This is a genomic window from Pseudoxanthomonas sp. LjRoot125 (assembly GCF_964252705.1).
In the GTDB taxonomy this organism is placed as follows: domain Bacteria; phylum Pseudomonadota; class Gammaproteobacteria; order Xanthomonadales; family Xanthomonadaceae; genus Pseudoxanthomonas_A.
Genome location: NZ_CAXUOY020000001.1, coordinates 1320624 through 1337787, shown reverse-complemented (window position 1 = coordinate 1337787; position 17164 = coordinate 1320624). Strand labels below are relative to the sequence as shown.

The 17164-nt window shown below is 64.6% G+C and carries 15 protein-coding genes; 12 read left to right on the top strand and 3 right to left on the bottom strand.

The window, feature by feature from the left end:
• Nucleotides 1–27: 27 nt before the first annotated feature.
• The 9 genes from ACSION_RS06085 (at nt 28) to ACSION_RS06045 (ending at nt 11053) form a co-directional block, all read left to right on the top strand.
• Entirely contained in the window at nt 28–2397 is a 2370-nt protein-coding gene (locus ACSION_RS06085; RefSeq protein WP_435305283.1) for a TonB-dependent receptor, read from the top strand.
• Between the two features lie 78 nt (nt 2398–2475).
• Nucleotides 2476–3162 (top strand): Fe2+-dependent dioxygenase, encoded by a 687-nt coding sequence (locus tag ACSION_RS06080; RefSeq protein WP_435305282.1) that lies wholly within the window; start codon nt 2476–2478, stop codon nt 3160–3162.
• A gap of 98 nt (nt 3163–3260) precedes the next feature.
• Nucleotides 3261–3716: a hypothetical protein gene (locus ACSION_RS06075; RefSeq protein WP_435305281.1), complete on the top strand. Its 456-nt coding sequence runs from the start codon at nt 3261–3263 to the stop codon at nt 3714–3716.
• A gap of 103 nt (nt 3717–3819) precedes the next feature.
• Entirely contained in the window at nt 3820–6231 is a 2412-nt protein-coding gene (locus ACSION_RS06070; RefSeq protein ID WP_435305280.1) for a TonB-dependent receptor domain-containing protein, read from the top strand.
• Between the two features lie 108 nt (nt 6232–6339).
• On the top strand, nt 6340–6975 hold the full coding sequence (locus ACSION_RS06065) for a PepSY-associated TM helix domain-containing protein (RefSeq protein ID WP_435305279.1): 636 nt from the start codon (nt 6340–6342) through the stop codon (nt 6973–6975).
• Between the two features lie 29 nt (nt 6976–7004).
• Nucleotides 7005–7538: a DUF2271 domain-containing protein gene (locus tag ACSION_RS06060; protein WP_435305278.1), complete on the top strand. Its 534-nt coding sequence runs from the start codon at nt 7005–7007 to the stop codon at nt 7536–7538.
• Nucleotides 7539–7569: 31 nt separating this feature from the next.
• Complete coding sequence (locus ACSION_RS06055) at nt 7570–8382, top strand: DUF4198 domain-containing protein (RefSeq protein WP_435305277.1); 813 nt, start codon at nt 7570–7572, stop codon at nt 8380–8382.
• A gap of 41 nt (nt 8383–8423) precedes the next feature.
• On the top strand, nt 8424–9416 hold the full coding sequence (locus tag ACSION_RS06050; RefSeq protein WP_435305276.1) for an FAD:protein FMN transferase: 993 nt from the start codon (nt 8424–8426) through the stop codon (nt 9414–9416).
• Nucleotides 9413–11053, top strand: a complete 1641-nt coding sequence (locus ACSION_RS06045; protein WP_435305275.1) for a sulfite reductase subunit alpha — start codon at nt 9413–9415, stop codon at nt 11051–11053. The genes ACSION_RS06050 and ACSION_RS06045 overlap by 4 nt, the downstream gene beginning before the upstream one ends.
• 7 nt (nt 11054–11060) lie before the next feature.
• Here ACSION_RS06045 and ACSION_RS06040 read toward each other — a convergent pair whose 3' ends face one another.
• Both ACSION_RS06040 and ACSION_RS06035 read right to left on the bottom strand, forming a co-directional pair.
• Entirely contained in the window at nt 11061–11666 is a 606-nt protein-coding gene (locus tag ACSION_RS06040; RefSeq protein WP_435305274.1) for a HutD/Ves family protein, read from the bottom strand.
• A gap of 281 nt (nt 11667–11947) precedes the next feature.
• On the bottom strand, nt 11948–12283 hold the full coding sequence (locus tag ACSION_RS06035; protein WP_435305273.1) for a ComEA family DNA-binding protein: 336 nt from the start codon (nt 12281–12283) through the stop codon (nt 11948–11950).
• Nucleotides 12284–12512: 229 nt separating this feature from the next.
• Here ACSION_RS06035 and ACSION_RS06030 point away from each other — a divergent pair, with 229 nt between their 5' ends.
• The 3 genes from ACSION_RS06030 to ACSION_RS06020 all read left to right on the top strand — a co-directional run bounded on the left by ACSION_RS06030 (nt 12513) and on the right by ACSION_RS06020 (nt 16259).
• Nucleotides 12513–14003 (top strand): M20 family metallopeptidase, encoded by a 1491-nt coding sequence (locus tag ACSION_RS06030; protein WP_435305272.1) that lies wholly within the window; start codon nt 12513–12515, stop codon nt 14001–14003.
• Between the two features lie 135 nt (nt 14004–14138).
• Nucleotides 14139–14405, top strand: coding sequence for a GlsB/YeaQ/YmgE family stress response membrane protein (locus ACSION_RS06025; protein ID WP_093300722.1), 267 nt, complete (start codon nt 14139–14141; stop codon nt 14403–14405).
• A 585-nt stretch (nt 14406–14990) separates the two neighbouring features.
• Nucleotides 14991–16259 (top strand): hypothetical protein, encoded by a 1269-nt coding sequence (locus ACSION_RS06020; RefSeq protein ID WP_435305271.1) that lies wholly within the window; start codon nt 14991–14993, stop codon nt 16257–16259.
• Here ACSION_RS06020 and ACSION_RS06015 read toward each other — a convergent pair.
• Nucleotides 16256–17140 carry a WYL domain-containing protein gene (locus ACSION_RS06015; protein ID WP_435305270.1) on the bottom strand — a complete coding sequence of 295 codons (885 nt, stop codon included), beginning with the start codon at nt 17138–17140 and terminating at the stop codon, nt 16256–16258. The two genes, ACSION_RS06020 and ACSION_RS06015, sit on opposite strands and share 4 nt — an antisense overlap.
• Nucleotides 17141–17164: the final 24 nt, after the last annotated feature.

The window sequence follows — 17164 nt, the reverse complement described above, 5'->3', positions numbered from 1 at the left end:
CATCCGCTCAAGCACACAAGGATGCCTATGAACCTCCGTCTCTCTCCCCTGACCGCCGCGCTGCTCATGGCGATCACCGCTCCTGCACTCGCCGCGCCCGGCGGCGACGTGCCCGCTGACGCCGCCATGCAGGCCAAGGAACTGGATACCGTCGAGGTGCACGGTGAGCGCGTCCAGAAAGCCAGCTCGCCGAAGTACACCGAAGACCTGGTCGACACGCCGCAGACGATCACCGTGGTGACCAGCGAAGTCATGGCGCAGCAGAACCTGCTCGGGTTGCGCGACGTTCTGAGCACGCTGCCTGGCATCACCTTCGGCGCTGGCGAGGGCGGCGGCGGCTATGGCGACAGCATCAACCTGCGCGGCTTCACCGCCAGCAGCGACATCACCACCGACGGCGTGCGCGACAGCGCGCAGTACACCCGCAGCGACAACTTCAACCTGGATTCGATCGAGCTCGTTAACGGCGCCAACTCGGCGATGTCCGGCGCGGGCTCCGTAGGCGGCAACATCAACCTGGTCAGCAAAGTGGCGCGTGAAGGCGACTTCAGCACGTTCACCGTGGGCGCCGGCACCGACAAGTATGGCCGCTTGACCGCCGACACCAATCAGGACTTCGAGAACGGCATCGCGGTTCGCCTCAACGCGATGGTCCACCAGAACGACGTGCCGGGCCGCGACCACGAGAGCTTCCAGCGCTGGGGCTTCGCGCCCTCGATCGCCTTCGGCCTCGGCTCCGACACACGCGTCACCCTGAGCTACCTGCACCAGAGCGACGACAATCTGCCGCAATACGGCGTGCCGTATGCGCTCAACCCGTTCAACGACGGCCCGCTCCCGGGCGTCGACCGCGAGAGCTACTTCGGATACCGCAACATTTCCGAGCAGCAGATCGACATCGACATGCTCACGGGTTTGTTCGAACACGACTTCAACGACCAGGTCTCGGTGCGCAGCCTCGCCCGCCTGCAAAAGGTCGATCAGTTGAGCAACGTCACCGCCCTGCAGGGCGCATGGTGCCTGGACAACGGCACCAATCCGTATACCGGCGCGACCTGCTCACCCGCCGGCATGTGGAACCCCAATTCGGGTCCGCGCGGCTTCGTGCGAGACACGAGCAACTTCATGGCCATCAGCCAGACCGACCTGACGGCACGATTCGCCACCGGCTCGATCGAACACGCGCTGGTCGCGGGCGTGTCGTTCGCCAAGGAAGACTTCGACCTGGATACCGGCAGCGTCTTCAACACCTCGACCGGCACGTCCGTCACCGCGTTCCCGCTGGTCGACATCAACAACCCGTACAACGTCTGGACAGGGCCTGTTAACTACTACGCGACATCGAGGACCAAGGGCTCGCTCAACAACCAGGCGGTCTACCTGTTCGATACGATCAACTTCACGCCCCAGTTCGCGCTCAATCTCGGCGCGCGTTACGAGCGCAACGAGGGCGACACGATCACGTGGACGGCCTCCACTGCGGCAGCGACGCGCGGCCAGTACCTGACCGCGCCCGCGCCGTCGGCGGGCAACAGCGACAACCTTTTCTCGTATCGTGCCGGCCTGGTGTACAAGCCGGCCGAGAACGGCTCCATCTACCTCGCCTACGCCAACAGCAAGACGCCGTCGAAGGCATCGGTCAACGGCTCCTGCACGCTGACCAGCACGACGGGCGGGGCCAACTGCTCGGTTGATCCGGAAACCGCCGTCAATGTCGAGCTGGGAACGAAGTGGGACCTGTTCGGCACCCGCCTCGCGCTGACTGCCGCGATCTTCCGCAACGAACGCCAGAACTACCGCGTGGCCGATCCCGACCCGCTCAACTTCACCGGTGAGCAGTCGCTGGATGGCAAGGCACGCGTTGATGGCATTGCCCTGGGTGCGGCCGGCAACATCACCCGCGAGTGGTCGCTGTTCGCCAACTACACCTACCTGGACAGCGAAGTGCTGCACGGCGTGTCGAAATTCTGCGCCGCCAACCCTGGCGCTGCGAATTGCGGCAACACGGCAATCTTCCCCGATCCGCTGAAGGGCAATCCGCTGACCAATACACCGAAGCACTCCATGAGCCTGTGGAGCACCTACCAGTTGAACGACTGGACCTTCGGTTACGGTGCGACGTACCAGGGTAGTTTCTACACGCAGAACAGCAGCCTGTTGGGCGATCTGGACCCCTACAAGACCGACGCCTACTGGGTGCATCGCGCGATGGTGGGTTACCGCGTCAACGACAGCCTGAGCCTGCAGCTCAACCTCAACAACCTGTTCGACGAGGAGTACTACACGCGCATCCGCAACAATGTCACGCTGACCAATGGCGTGATCACGGCCGGCAATGGCTGGGCCACGCCCGGCGAAGGCCGCTCGGCCGTCCTGACGGCCACGCTCAAGTTCTGAGAACGCAGGTCTGGCTGTACGCGCTCCACACCCCGCCCATGCACAATGGGCGGGGTTTTCTTTTCGAGGTGAACCGACATGCTGCTGGCGATTCCGGATGTCCTGACTCCCGCGCAGGTCGCGCAAGCACGGGCACGGCTGGATGCCGCCGATTGGGCGGACGGCCGCGTCACGGCGGGCTACCAGTCGGCCAAGGCAAAGGACAACGCGCAATTGCCAGAGGATTCACCGGCCGCGCGTGACGTCGGTGCGCTGATCCTGGACGCGCTCTCGCGCAACAGCACCTTCTTCTCGGCGGCGCTGCCGAGGCGCATCTATCCGCCGCTGTTCAATCGCTACGACGGTGGCCAGTCCTTCGGGTACCACGTCGACAATGCGATCCGCTACGACCGCAGCCGCGGCGGCGTGGACCCCGTGCGCACGGATCTTTCCGCCACGCTCTTCCTGAGTGCACCGGAAGACTACGACGGCGGCGAACTGATCATCGAGGACACCTTCGGCACCCAGAGCGTGAAGCTTCCGGCCGGCCACATGGTGCTCTACCCCGGCACCAGCCTGCATCGGGTGACGCCGGTGACGCGTGGCGCGCGCGTGGCTTCGTTCTTCTGGCTGCAGAGCATGGTGCGCGACGATGGCCACCGCCGGCTCATGTTCGAACTGGATGTCTCCATCCGTCGCCTGACTGCCGACGTGCCCGAGCACCCTGCGCTGGTGCAACTGACCGGCGTGTATCACAACCTGCTCAGGCAGTGGGCCGAGACCTGACCGGCGCAAACAAGATCCAACCTCGTTTGCACTTGATAAGTATTCTCATTTAGAATGTTCATTACGGCCCGCCGATATGGCGTGCCACGGGGACATTCTTGAACCAGCTGCCTAACAAGCCGTTAGACCTGCACATCCCGGACATGGCGCATTCGCCGTGGCGCTGGATGGTGGTTTGGGCGGTCCTGGTCGTGGGTCTGGCCACGCTGCTCGGCGCATACCTCCCCGCCTCCTCCGGCTTCGCGGGAGGCATGGTCGTCGAAGCGTCCAGCACGCCGGTCTTCGTCTTTCACGACATCCACACCCCCGACGAGCCGCGCGAAGAGCAGCACCGCGAGACGCCAGCGAAGAAGGCGCGGCTGACGGCACTCAAGGTGCTGACCCAACGCGCAGCAGGCCAGCCGCAGGGCACTGCTTTCCATCTGCAGGCTTCACCAACGCCGTCGGATACGAGTTCGCAAGCATCCCGGCGACGCCTGAACGCGCAGGGTGCGCCGCTGAGAATCGATCCCTCGCTGAGCCTCCATCACGGACAGGCGCCTCCGGCTGCCTGATCCGCATCGTCCGGCCCGCATGAGGCCGTCTCTGTACCTCGCTCTCCACGGCCGCGCATCCGCATAACGGCTGCCCCCTCCTTTCATCCCTCCTATAGACCCCATGAACGTCACTCGTACGTCCGTGCGCGCGCCGCTGCGCCGCAACCGCCTTGCCCTCGCCCTGCTTGCCCTCGCGACCGCGCCCGTCGTCGCCCAGACCGCACCGGATGCGTCCGGTGCCAACACGCTCGATACCGTGGTGGTGACCGCCTCTGGCTTCGAACAGAAAATCACCGACGCGCCCGCGAGCATCAGCGTGATCACGCGCGAAGAACTCGCCAAGCGCCCCTACATGAGCCTGCTGGATGCCGTGCGCGACCTGGAAGGCGTCGACGTGGGCGAAACGCGCGACAAGACCGGCCAAGGCTCGATTTCCATGCGCGGCATGGGTTCGGACTACACGCTGATCCTGGTCAACGGCAAGCGCCAGAACAACCATGGCGATATCTACCCGAACAACTTCGCCGGCAACCAGTTCAACCACATCCCACCGCTGGATGCGATCGAGCGCATCGAAGTGATCCGCGGCCCGATGTCCACGCTCTACGGTGCGGATGCGATGGGCGGCGTGATCAACGTGATCACCAAGAAGAACCTGGACACGTGGAGCGCCTCGGCCACGATCGGCCGCACCTTCGAGACCGACGACCAGTTCGGCGACGACACCACGGTGGATTTCTACGTCACGGGTCCGCTCGTCCGTGGCGTGCTGGACTTCAGCGCGCGCGGCAGCTGGTATGAGCGCGATGCGTCGAATCCGGTGTATGCCCCGGTGACCGATCCGGCCGGCGTCACCCACACCCGGCCCCTGGGTTTCGGCAGCGGTGGCAAGACGGTCGACAACACCAACAAGGCCGGCGGTTTCAGCCTGGATTGGACGCTATCGGACAACCAGACCCTGACGTTCGATTACGACACCTCGCGCCAGGAATACGACAACAGCACCAAGATCAACGACTCGGGGGCAGAGGAATATCCGGTCGGCACCGTCGACAGCATCGCCAGCATCTGGTCCGCAGGTAATGCCTGCCTTGGCGCGGTCGGCACGAACGCCAGTACCTGCGCCGCCAATGGCGGCACCTGGGGACGGCGTGCGAATCCGCGCGTGGGCTACGGCCCCACCCAGGAATTCACGCGTGAAAGCTGGTCGCTCACGCACGAGGGCACGTGGGCGTTCGGCAACAGCCTCGTCTCGCTTGCGCACATCGCCACCAACAACGACGGCCGTACGCTGCCCTTCACCGTGGCCGAGCGCGAACAACTGCTGGCGATGATCGATGGCACGGGCGCCTACGCGGGCATGAGCCTGGCCGATCGGCGCGCGCTGGCGGAATCGACTTTCCTGCCGCGACCCAAGCGCACCCTGGAGAGCCGCCAGTACACGCTGGATGCCAAGGTGGACATGCCGTGGCAGTGGCGTGGCGACCACACGTTGGTGTTGGGCACGCAGGTGATCCGGGGCGAACTGGAGGACGGCGTCTTCGGCATGGAGGCTGGCACCCCGAGCGCGGTGCAGGAGCACAACATGTACTCGGTGTTCGCTGAAGACACCTGGCGCGTGACCGAGCCGCTGGCGATCACCGCCGGCTTGCGCTACGACGACCATGAAGTATTCGGGGACCACCTCAGCCCGCGCTTGTACGGCGTCTACACGGTTAGCGACCAGTGGACGGTGAAGGGCGGCATCAGCACCGGCTTCAAGACGCCGAAAACCACCCAGTTGTACGACGGCATCATCGGCTTTGGCGGCCAAGGCACGACGCCGTTGTTCGGCAACCCCGACCTGCAACCGGAAACCAGCACCAGCACGGAACTGGCCTTGTACTGGCAGCACCCGGATGGGCATGGCTTCAACGCGACCGTTTTCCGCAACGAATTCGACGACAAGCTCTCCACCGAGAGCTGCGGTGTGGGACTGGCGCTGGCCTGCCCCACCGGCGAGTACGCCGACCTCGGTTATGTCAGCGGCAGCGTGCCGGTGAACATCGACGAGGCCGTAGTGCAGGGCGCCGAGCTGGCCGGACGCTGGCAGATCAGCGAGCGGTTCGGGCTCCGGGCCAACTACACCTACACGGACAGCGAGCAGAAGAGTGGTCCGTCGCGCGGCCTTCCGCTGGGCAACAGCGCCAAGCACATGGCCAACGCCACGCTCGATTGGCAGACGACCGACAGGTTCAACCTGTTCCTGAGCGCGGAAGTCCGCTCCAAGCGCTATCGCGGCGTGGACGCCGTCACCGGCGCCCCGCAGTACTGGAAGGACTATGAAGTGTTCCACCTTGGCGCTGCGTACAAGGCCACCGACTGGCTGACGATCAATGCCCGCATCAACAACCTGCTCGACCGCGACTTCACCAGCTACGAGTACTCGTTCGTCGACAACAACGACGGCACCTACACGCTTTCGGCCCAGGACGACTACAACAACAAGGACAAGGCACGCAGCGTCTGGTTGAGCTTCAACGTCAACTTCTGACGTCTCGGCGCGTTCCCCTCCGGGCCGGGAGGGGAACGCCCTTCAATTGAGAGCCATTCTCATCTGTGATGTAATGGCCGCCCTGCTTCCACGCTATCGAGACCCTGTTTGTCCCCAACCGCCTCCCCTGCCCTGCAACAGCAACGCCGCGGCTTCTGGCTGCGCACGCTGCACCAGTGGCACTGGATCAGCTCGGCAGTCTGCCTGGTGGGGATGCTGTTGTTCACGATCACCGGCATCACGCTCAACCACGCGGCGCGGATCGAGGCCAAGCCCGAGGTCAGCAACCGCACGGCCACGCTGCCGGCGACGGTGCTCGCGGGCCTGGGCGACCGGCAGGAAGGCAATGCGCCGCTTCCCCCGCCCGTCGCGGGCTGGCTGGAAGACGAACTCGCGATCGCCATCGGCGCACGGCAGGCCGAATGGTCCGATGTCGAGGTCTATCTCTCGATGCCCGGCCCGGGTACCGACGCCTGGCTGAGCATCGATCGTGAAACCGGCGCCGTGGAGTTCGAGCGCACGAACCGCGGCTGGATCTCCTACTTCAACGACCTGCACAAGGGCCGCAATGCCGGCACCGCGTGGAGCTGGTTCCTGGACATCTTCGCGGTCGCCTGCCTGGTGTTCTGCATCACCGGCCTGTTCCTGCTCTACCTGCACGGGCGCCAGCGCCGCATGACCTGGCCGATGGTCGGCCTGGGCCTGCTGGTACCGCTGCTGATCGCCCTGCTCTTCATCCATTGACCCCCTTCCACGAACCCACGAGTGACCGCATGTCGAAGATCGCCGTCCACACCACGCTGACCATCGCGCTCAGCGGCCTGCTGGCCACGCCGGCGTATGCCGCCACCCTGGACATCAGCGTCGAAGTTCCCAAGCTCAATGTCGCCGAGTACCACCGTCCTTACGTGGCGATCTGGGTCGAGGGCGCGGACCAGAAGGTCGCCGCCAATCTGTCGGTCTGGTACCAGCAACGCGATACCGCCGAAGGCCATGGCACGAAGTGGCTGCCCGACATGCGCCAGTGGTGGCGCAAGTCCGGGCGCACGTTGAAGGTGCCGGTGGATGGCGTGACGGGTCCGACCAAGCCGGTGGGCAAGCATGCGCTGAGCTTTACCGACAAGCAGCCCGAACTCGCCAAACTGGCGCCGGGTGAGTACACCCTCGTCGTCGAAGCTGCGCGCGAAGTCGGCGGCCGCGAGCTGCTGAAGATCCCCTTCAGCTGGCCGGCCAAGAAACCGCCACAGACTGGCAAGGCGCAGGGCACCACCGAACTCGGTGCCGTCACGCTGACCGTCAAGCCCTGATTCCCTTCCACGTACGCAGCTGGAGATTCCGATGAAGCGTTCCCTCGCCGTGGCCATCGCCCTGGCCTCCGTCATTCCCGCCAGCGCCCTGGCGCACAAAGCCTGGATGATGCCGTCGCAGACGGTCATCGCCGGCACCAACCCGTGGATCACGGTCGATGCTGCCGTGTCCAACGACCTGTTCTATTTCAACCATGTGCCGCTGCGCACCGAAGGCCTGGTCATCACTGCGCCGGACGGCAGCGCCGCGGAAGCGCAGAACCTCGCCACCGGCAAATACCGCACCGTGTTCGATGTCGAACTGAAGCAGCAGGGCACCTACCGCATCGCGACCGTCAACAAGGGCCTGATGGTCCGTTGGGAGGGCGCTGACGGCAAGCCGGCCGGCCTGCGCGGCGCCAAGCCCGAAGACCTCGCCACCAAGGTGCCGAAGGACGCGAAGAACCTGCAGGTCTCGCAGTCGCTTGGTCGCGTCGAAACCTTCGTGACCAACGGCTCGCCGAACGACACCGCGCTGACGGCGACGGGTGAAGGTCTCGAACTGGTTCCGGTGACGCACCCCAACGATCTGTTCGCCGGTGAAGCGGCGAAGTTCAAGATGCTGGTCGATGGCAAACCCGCCGCCGGGCTCGAGTTCGAGATCACCCGCGGTGGCACCCGTTATCGCAATGCGCAGGAAGAGATCAAGGTCACCACCGACGCCAACGGCGAATTCAGCGTGACGTGGCCGGAAGCCGGCATGTATTGGCTGGAAACCGGCACGGAAGACACCAAGACCACGATCCCGCAGGCCAAGCAGCGTCGCCTGAGCTACGTGGCCACGCTGGAAGTGCTGCCGCAGTAATCCGCACCGCGCCGCCGGATCCGATCCGGCGGCGTTTCGGCATGAACGCGACTCTCCCCACTCCTCCTGCACCGAACGTGCCCGCGCAGGCCCTGCATGGGCAGACGATGGGCACGACCTGGTCCGTGCGCTTCCACACGTCTGCTCGCTGGGATCTCCACGCCTTGCATGATGCCGTGCAATCGCGGCTGGATCGCGTGGTGGCGCAGATGAGCACCTGGGAGCCGGATTCGGACATCAACCGCTTCAATCGTGCGGATGCCGGCACGTGGTTCCCGTTGCCCGAAGACTTCGCCAACGTGCTCGCCGCCGCACTGGACGTCGCCGCGCGTAGCGACGGCGCTTTCGACCCCACCGTGTCGCCGCTTGTCGCCGCGTGGGGTTTCGGCGCGCACGCCGGTGTCCGCGCGCGCCCGTCCGATGCTGCGCTTGCGCATGCACGGAGGAGTGTCGGCTGGAAGCAACTGTCGCTCGATCAAGTGGCCGGTCGCGCGCTCCAGCGCGGCGGCATCACCCTTGACCTCTCGGCCATCGCCAAGGGCTATGGCGTCGACCTGGTGGCTTCGCTGCTGCGCCAGCGCGGCATCGAGAGCGCCCTCGTCGAAGTCGGCGGCGAACTCTACGGTTACGGCCGCAAGGTCGATGGACAACCGTGGCGGGTGCTGGTCGAGTCTTCTCCCGACGAAGAAGCCGACAACGAGGGGCTGGAGCCCCGCGTGCTGGTTCTGGACGGCGTAGCGGTCGCGACGTCGGGCGATCGTTGGCACGCCTATGAGCGTGACGGTACCCGCTATTCGCACACCATCGATCCGCGCACCGGTGCCCCGGTCCATGATGTCGCAGCGGCTGTCACGGTCGTCGCGGAGACGGCGATGCACGCCGATGCCTGGGCGACGGCGCTGACCGTGATGGGCACCGATGCAGGCCTGGCACATGCCTCTGCGCTCGGCCTTGCCGCACGCTTCCTCGAACGGACGCCCGAAGGTCTACTGGAGCGCGCAACACCCGCCTTCGAACGGCATCTCGACCCATGAGTCCGCCACCTGCCGGATCCGGCCTCCGCGCTCGCGCGGGCAATGGCATCGCGCTGCTGGCGTTGGCTGCGGCCGGCGGACTCATGGCGTCTTGGCAGGGCGGCGATTGGTGGCTGGCGACGCCCGCGACAAGCCGGTGGGCCGCGGCGGGCGTGGCGTTGCTCGCCTATGTCGGCCTGACGGCAGGATGGCTGTGGTTTGCACACCGGCGGGATCGCGCGATGTTGCCCGGCGATGCCGTGTCGCATGATGCGACATGGGTGGTGCACGCCAGCCAGACCGGCTTCGCTCTCGAGCTGGCGGACCTGACCGCGGCCTCGCTCCACACGGCGGGCATGCCGGTGCAGCGCGCGGCGCTGGAACACCTGGATGGCGAACGATTGGCCGCCATCAGGCAGGCGTTGTTCATCGTCAGCACGACCGGCGAGGGCGATCCGCCGGACCCGGCATTGGGTTTCGTGCGCTCGGTGATGGGGAAATCCGCCACGCTGGCCAACCTGCGTTATGCCGTTCTTGCGTTGGGCGACCGGGAATACCAGCATTTCTGCGCCTTCGGCCATCAACTCGACGACTGGCTGCGTCGGCACGCCGCACAGCCCTTGTTCGATCTCGTCGAAGTCGACAACGCCGACGATGGCGCGCTCCGCCACTGGCAGCATCACCTGGGGCAGATCAGCGGTGGCACCGACCTGCCCGACTGGGATGCACCTCGATACTCAAACTGGACACTGGTCGAACGCCTGGAGCTCAATCCCGGCAGTATCGGCGGCAGCGCCTTCCATCTCGCCCTTGCGCCTCCTTCAGGAACGGCGCCTGATTGGACGGCTGGCGATATCGTCGAGATCGGTCCACGGCATGCCCGCGCGGACGTCGACGCTTTCCTCGCATCGCGAGGTCTTCCACCGGAAGCGCGCGTGACTTGGCAAGACGAGACCTTCACCCTCGCGGATGTGATCGCGCGCAGCCAATGGCCGTCGGCGACGCTCACTTCACCAGACACCACGCCGCAGTCATTGGCGGACGCCGCATTGCCGCTTCCGCACCGCGAGTACTCGATCGCCTCGATCCCAACGGACGGTACGTTGCAGCTGCTCGTACGCCTGATGATGCGCGATGACGGCTCACCCGGTTTGGGAAGCGGTTGGCTTTGCCAACGCGCGGCACTCGGCGATGGCATCGCGTTGCGTATCCGCCGCAACCCCAACTTCCACGCACCGTCCGCAAACGTACCGATGATCCTGATCGGCAACGGCACCGGACTGGCAGGACTGCGCGCGCATCTGCGCGCGCGTTCGCACGCGGGCGCTCATCGCAACTGGTTGTTGTTCGGCGAACGACAACGGGCGCACGACTATTTCCATCGCGACGAACTCGAACGCTGGCAGGCGGATGGACACCTGGAACGGCTGGACCTCGTGTTCTCCCGAGATGGCGACCCGCATCGCTATGTACAGCACGCACTGCGGGCGCATACCGAGACGCTGCGCGATTGGATCGGTGCCGGCGCAGCGCTCTATGTCTGCGGCAGCCTGGAGGGCATGGCGCCCGGCGTTGACCAGGTGTTGCGCGATATGTTGGGCGACGCGCAGGTGGAAGACCTGCTGACCGCGGGCCGTTATCGTCGCGACGTCTACTGACCCGCCATCAAGGCGAAATATCGTCCGCCGCGAGTGTTTGGATGCGAATGGCGAGCAACTCCCCCCCGCCATGCAGTGCGTAACGCTTGCGGCCCTCAGTAGAGACGAGCAGCGCGGTATCCCCGCTCCATAGCGCCGGCAGATCGTCCACCACGTCGAACTCGGCCTGCCCGGCGAGCAGATGAATAGCCCAGGTAACGCCAGGCTCGGCGAAGAACAGCATCGGACCGACCAGCGGGCGGTGGAACAGTTCCGCACGCACCGTATCGCGCCGCCACATCAGGTTGAAATCGTGGGTGATTCCGTCGACGAGCTCACCTATCACGCCCTCTTCGCCGCGGAAACGGGTGCGCTCGTGTGGAGGTAACAGCTCAACACATCGGCCATCCTCGAAGCGCAGACGAAGTCCGTTTCCGCTCAGCAGTACCAGCTCCCGATCGATGCCAGGGAATGACGAGAACGCCGCATCACGCTCGATCTCCGCGATCGATAACCGCCAATGCCAAGCGGCATCGTCGGGAACCCGCACGATCTCGCGCGTCCATCCCAGGCTGTTCTTCCAGCGCTCGCGCCGATACTCATTCGCTGGAATGACGTGCGATCTATCGAACATGGGACCCCCGAATCCGAAGCGCGATTCTAGCGCTATCGGAATCGCCACCCATGTCGACGCATACCCCCCCCGGAAAGCACATCGCCCGGACGCGTTTCGCGCGCCCGGGCGATGTTTACCTCCGTGTCGGCCTCCTGCCTGGCGCCAGGCTCCAGCCTGGCCCTTGCGCATTCATCGCGCGATAGGTACGTCCTTGTCGGCATCCTGCCTGGTTCCCCCCGGCCTCCTGCCCCCTGCGCGAGGTGTCCACGTCCTGTGGAGCTGCCTCGCGCGAGAATTGATCAACGCCTGGCCACCGGCTTCGGCTTGGCTGCGCTCGCGGCAGCAGGCTTGGCTTGCGCCGCGCCACTGCGCAGTTCGATCCGGTCCCGGTTCTGCTCCACCAGACTCAGGCCGATGCCCTTCACCATGGCCAATTCTTCAGCGCTCTTGAACGGACCATTGGTCTTGCGGTACTCCACGATCGCAGCAGCCTTGGATGGCCCCACGCCGACCAGTACCCGGTCCAGCGCGGCGGCGTCGGCCGTATTGATGTTGACCTTCTCCGCCGCCAGCGCCGGCACGACCAACAGCAACGACAGCGCGATGGCCTTGGCAAACTGGATGAACGACTTCATGACGACTCTCCTTGTGACGTTGGACTCTCCATGGATGACGGACGCGTCGCCGTATCCGCCATGTTCCCGTCGCCTGCGACGGTGTGGAAAGTCTCCAGCGCCCACGGCAACCAAGGTATCGCCCCGGAGCGCGCGGGTCTGCCCGTAAACCCCCCGTCGCGATGTAGGAAAAGTCCTACCCGCCGGGGCGTAGAATGGGGGGTCACCGCATTCAGTGCCCGGAGTTGCCATGGATACCGCCAAAGTCGACCGATACGTTGCCGAGAAATGGGATGACGAGATCGTCCCGCAGTTGGTCGAATACATCCGGATCCCGAACAAGTCACCGATGTTCGACAAGGATTGGGTTGCTAATGGCTACATGGAGCAGGCGGTGCAGCTGATGGAACGCTGGGCCAAGGCCCAGTCGGTGCCCGGCATGCAGGTGGAGGTCGTCAGGCTGGAAGGTCGCACCCCACTGATCTTCATCGAGATTCCGGCCACTGGCCCGGAGACCGGCGCCGACACGGTGTTGCTGTACGGTCACCTGGACAAGCAGCCGGAGATGACCGGCTGGGACGACGACCTGGGACCATGGGTGCCGGTCATCAAGGGCGACAAGCTGTACGGCCGCGGCGGCGCCGACGACGGCTACGCGATCTTCGGTTCGCTGGCCGCCATCCAGGCGCTGCAACACCAAGGCGTGCCGCATGCACGCTGTGTGGTGCTGATCGAAGCCTGCGAGGAATCCGGCAGCTACGACCTGCCCGCCTACGTCGACCACCTTGCCGACCGCATCGGCAAGCCCTCACTGGTCGTGTGCCTGGACTCTGGTTGCGGCAACTATGAGCAACTGTGGTGCACGACCTCGCTGCGTGGCCTGGCCGGCGGCAACTTCACGGTCAAGGTACTCGAGGAAGGCGTGCACTCGGGAGATGCGTCCGGCGTCGTGCCTTCCAGCTTCCGCCTGCTGCGCCAGTTGCTGTCGCGTCTGGAAGACGAGCAGACCGGCCGCATCCTGCCGGATGGTCTACAGGTGGAAATTCCGGCCGCCCGCTTGGCCCAGGCGCAGGAGGCCGCGCGCGTGCTGGATACGGCGGTGTTCGACAAGTTCCCGTTCCTGCCCGGCATGACGCCGATGGCGGAAGACCTCGCCGAATTGGTGCTCAACCGCACGTGGCGCCCCGCCCTGTCCGTCACCGGCGTCGACGGCATGCCGCCGTTGTCCTCGGCGGGCAACGTGCTGCGCCCGCACACGTCGGTGAAACTGTCGCTGCGCCTGCCGCCGACCCTGGAAGGCAAGCAGGCCGGCCAGTTGCTGAAGGAACTGCTGGAAAAGGATCCGCCCAACGGTGCGCAGGTCAGCCTGGACCTGGAGAAAGCCAGTACGGGCTGGAACGCGCCTGCGATGTCGCCCTGGCTGGAGAACGCCATTGATGCGTCCAGCCGTGAGTTCTTCGGCAAGCCCGCGATGTACATGGGCGAAGGCGGCACGATTCCCTTCATGGGCATGCTCGGCGAGAAGTTCCCCGGTGCGCAGTTCATGATCACCGGCGTGCTCGGCCCGCATTCCAACGCGCACGGCCCGAACGAATTCCTGCACATCCCGATGGGCAAGAAGGTCACCGCCTGCGTGGCGCGCGTGGTCGCCGAACATCATGCCGCCAGCGTGCGCGGCGAAACGACGGGCGTGGCGGCCGTGGCCGGCGGCGAGCAGCACGGCGATCACGGCTGCTGCTGATCGGCTGGCAGATTGAGGCATGAGAAACGCCGGGGAAACCCGGCGTTCTTGTGTTCACGATGCGCGGGGATAGCCCACCAGACTGAGGCCTGCTAGGCTCGCATCGCCCCACACCTTCCCAACCGGAGCGATTCGATGGAACAGATTTTTGGTGGCGGTATTCTCTGGACCCTGCTGATCGGCTTCCTCGCCGGCCTGCTCGCACGCGCGCTGAAACCCGGCGACGACAAGCTCGGCTTCTTCATGACCATCGTGCTCGGCATACTGGGCGCGCTCCTGGCCCGCTTTATCGGCGGCGCACTGGGCTGGTACAGCCCCGGCGAACCGACCGGCTTCATTGCTTCGGTGATCGGCGCCATCCTGCTGCTGGTGATCTACGGCTTCGTCCGCAAGAAGAAGTGACCCGGGAAACAAAAGGCCCCGCTATGGCGCTAGCCGTTCCGACTATCTGTTGATACGCCCAGGCGTTAAAATCAGCCCCATAGCAGGCAGTGGGGCTGATTTTTCTTGGAAATTGAGAAATTGCGACGGCCCAGCCGGGTGCCCATTGAGGTGGCCGGCCTGCAGGTGAACTATTGTCGGAACACCCTGTGCACGAACTTTGGCGTCACCCCGGGCGAGCGAGACCGGCGTAATAGGAGCGCTGCGGCCCAAGACCCTGCGTACGTGATGACCGGCGGTGCTGGCGCGCTGATGCCTACCGCCACATGTGGCCTGTGCAAGGAGTCCTTCCCACTCAAGAGCAATCTGGCGGTGGCGGAGGAACTGGCGAGGCTGAGCGCCTACCTTGCTCCCATCCCGGAGCCTGGCTGTCCTGACCAGGAGTGTGCTCATTGGGGTAAGGCCGTCAGTACCCACCCCAAGCTGTACCAGGGGTTTGGCAGCACCTCGGCGGGCTCCCGTCGATTCCGATGCAAACAGTGCACAAGGCTATTCTCCATCCCCACGTCGAGCACGCCTCGGCAGAAGAGGCCCGAAGTCAATGCCTTGGTTTACCGCCTGCTGATCAACAAGATGCCCATGCGTCGCATCTGTGAGACGGCAGGGATCGGGCCGCAGACGCTCTACGCCAAGCTGGAGTTCATTGCGGAGCGCGCGCGCGCCTTCTCCCGCGAGCAGGAAGGTCAGCTGCTCCAGGGCAAAGCGCTCCCTCCGTTGCTGTTGTCGACTGACCGGCAGGACTACTTGCTGAATTGGGGCACCAGTGCGGATCGCAGAAACACCCGCCTTCATGGCGTGGGTACCGCGGACAATCGATCGTCCTATGTTTTCGGCATGCACCTAGACTATGACAGCCGACTGGATCCTGGCGATATCGAACTTGCGGCATTGGAGTGCGATGACTACAGCATTCTGCCGCCTTTCAGGACCTTCGCACGGCTTTGGCTCAAGCGTGACTGGAATTCCCAGCAGATGATCCAGCGCCGTCGCTATGGCGCGGCCAAGAAACGTGGAGTAGCGGTCGCCGAGTTGGATGAGGAAATTCAGTCCCCGAAGTGGGGCGGAGATGACACGAAACTGCCGGGCCGTGGCATGAAGGTGCGTGATGACTACAGCATCTTCGGCCATCTTCACCTGATTGCCCAACTCACAGCAGGCAGTCCGCACGTGGCGCTCTACATGGATCTTGATCCGGGGCTTCGGGCTGCTGCGCATACCGCATTTCGTGAGAGGATCGTGGACGGGCGTGCGGACACCTTCCAGGTGCGCATTAACAAGGACATGACCATCGATATGAAGAGCTTGGCTGTGGCTCAAGCCAAGCAGAGGATGGCCAGATTTGCCAAGGAGCGCGGCATCGAGCCGAAGGCGGCGAGCCGGTGCTTCCTCGAAGAGCACCTGTCCCGTCGAGGCTTCGTGGAGCGCTGGCAGGATCGGTGGATGGATCATCCATCGCCGAATCAAGGTGAGCCTGAGAAGTCTTTGCTGCACCTGACCGATCGCCCCGACTTGACCAATGCCCGGCGCGCCGATCTGCACCTGTGGGGCAGCCTGCACGGCATAGATCGCTTCTTCATGGTACTGCGTCGGCGCCAATCGCTGCTGGAACGTCCGATCAGCAGCGCCAGCGCCTCGGGACGCACATTCATGGGCAATAACCCCTATCGACCTTGGGTAGTGGAAGCAGTGCTGGACCTGCTGAGGGTCTCCTACAATTTTCATCACGCGGGACAACAGGACAAGAAGACGCCCGCCCAGCGCCTTGGGTTGGCAGACAGGGCTTACGCCCTCGAAGACATTCTGGCAGGTGCTTAGCCTTCCGGATCCTCAAAGGATCTGATCTGCAGTGAGTCCAGATTGCGAGCAATGACGGGCGCGCGCGCAGCCGGCCGTCGCAGATGGTGCTGCTCAAGGAAGTAAGGGATCAAGGCCCGCCGCATCTTGGCTGGCCATAACCATTGCTGTCGGGTCAGGGTCATACCCCACTCCCGCGCGATGATGGCCTGCTGGGCTGAAGACAGCTTGGGATTGGGCACCACCTCTACGGTGGCCTCAGTCTCCCACTCCGTATCGCGCGCGGCCTGCGCGGGCGTGCCTTGCTCTGAGGATGAGGCTTCTGTGATGCGCGCGACCACCAGATCAGCGAATCGTTCGCGCTTGGCATCGTAAGCCCGTACGTGCCAGCGACCGGCTACGTGCACGAGGTGGTGAGGCCAGATCAGACGAGCGGTGGGTTCAGGGGTTCGCAGCGATTGGTAGACGATCTGGGCGCCAGCGCCCTCGCGCAGGGTGTTAGTTAGGACGCGGAGCACCTGCCCGTTGATCGCCCCCTGCGGCATCGGCAACCCCACGATAGGAATGCCCTCCGCCCAAGTCGGAATGCCCGCGCGCGCCTGCGTTTCGAGGCTGAGCTTGAGCAGTGCCAAGTACTCGTCGGCGCTTCCCAGTGCAAACAGTGGACGGAATTTGGCCGTAGGGCGATAGGCCCTGCGCGAGACATCGTACTCAAGATTTCCAGGGCTGAGCGAGCGATAGAGCGATAGGTCGCGTGTGACGTGATTTGCGGACACATCGAAAACCTCGCATACGCGCTGGCGCTGGACTACTCCCTCCCACTGGGCAACCGACTCTACGAATTGCAGACGTTGCCGCTGCGCATAGGGCAACGACTCCAAGGCTTGGCGGTCAGGCTTCATAGTCCACATTATATGTACTATCCG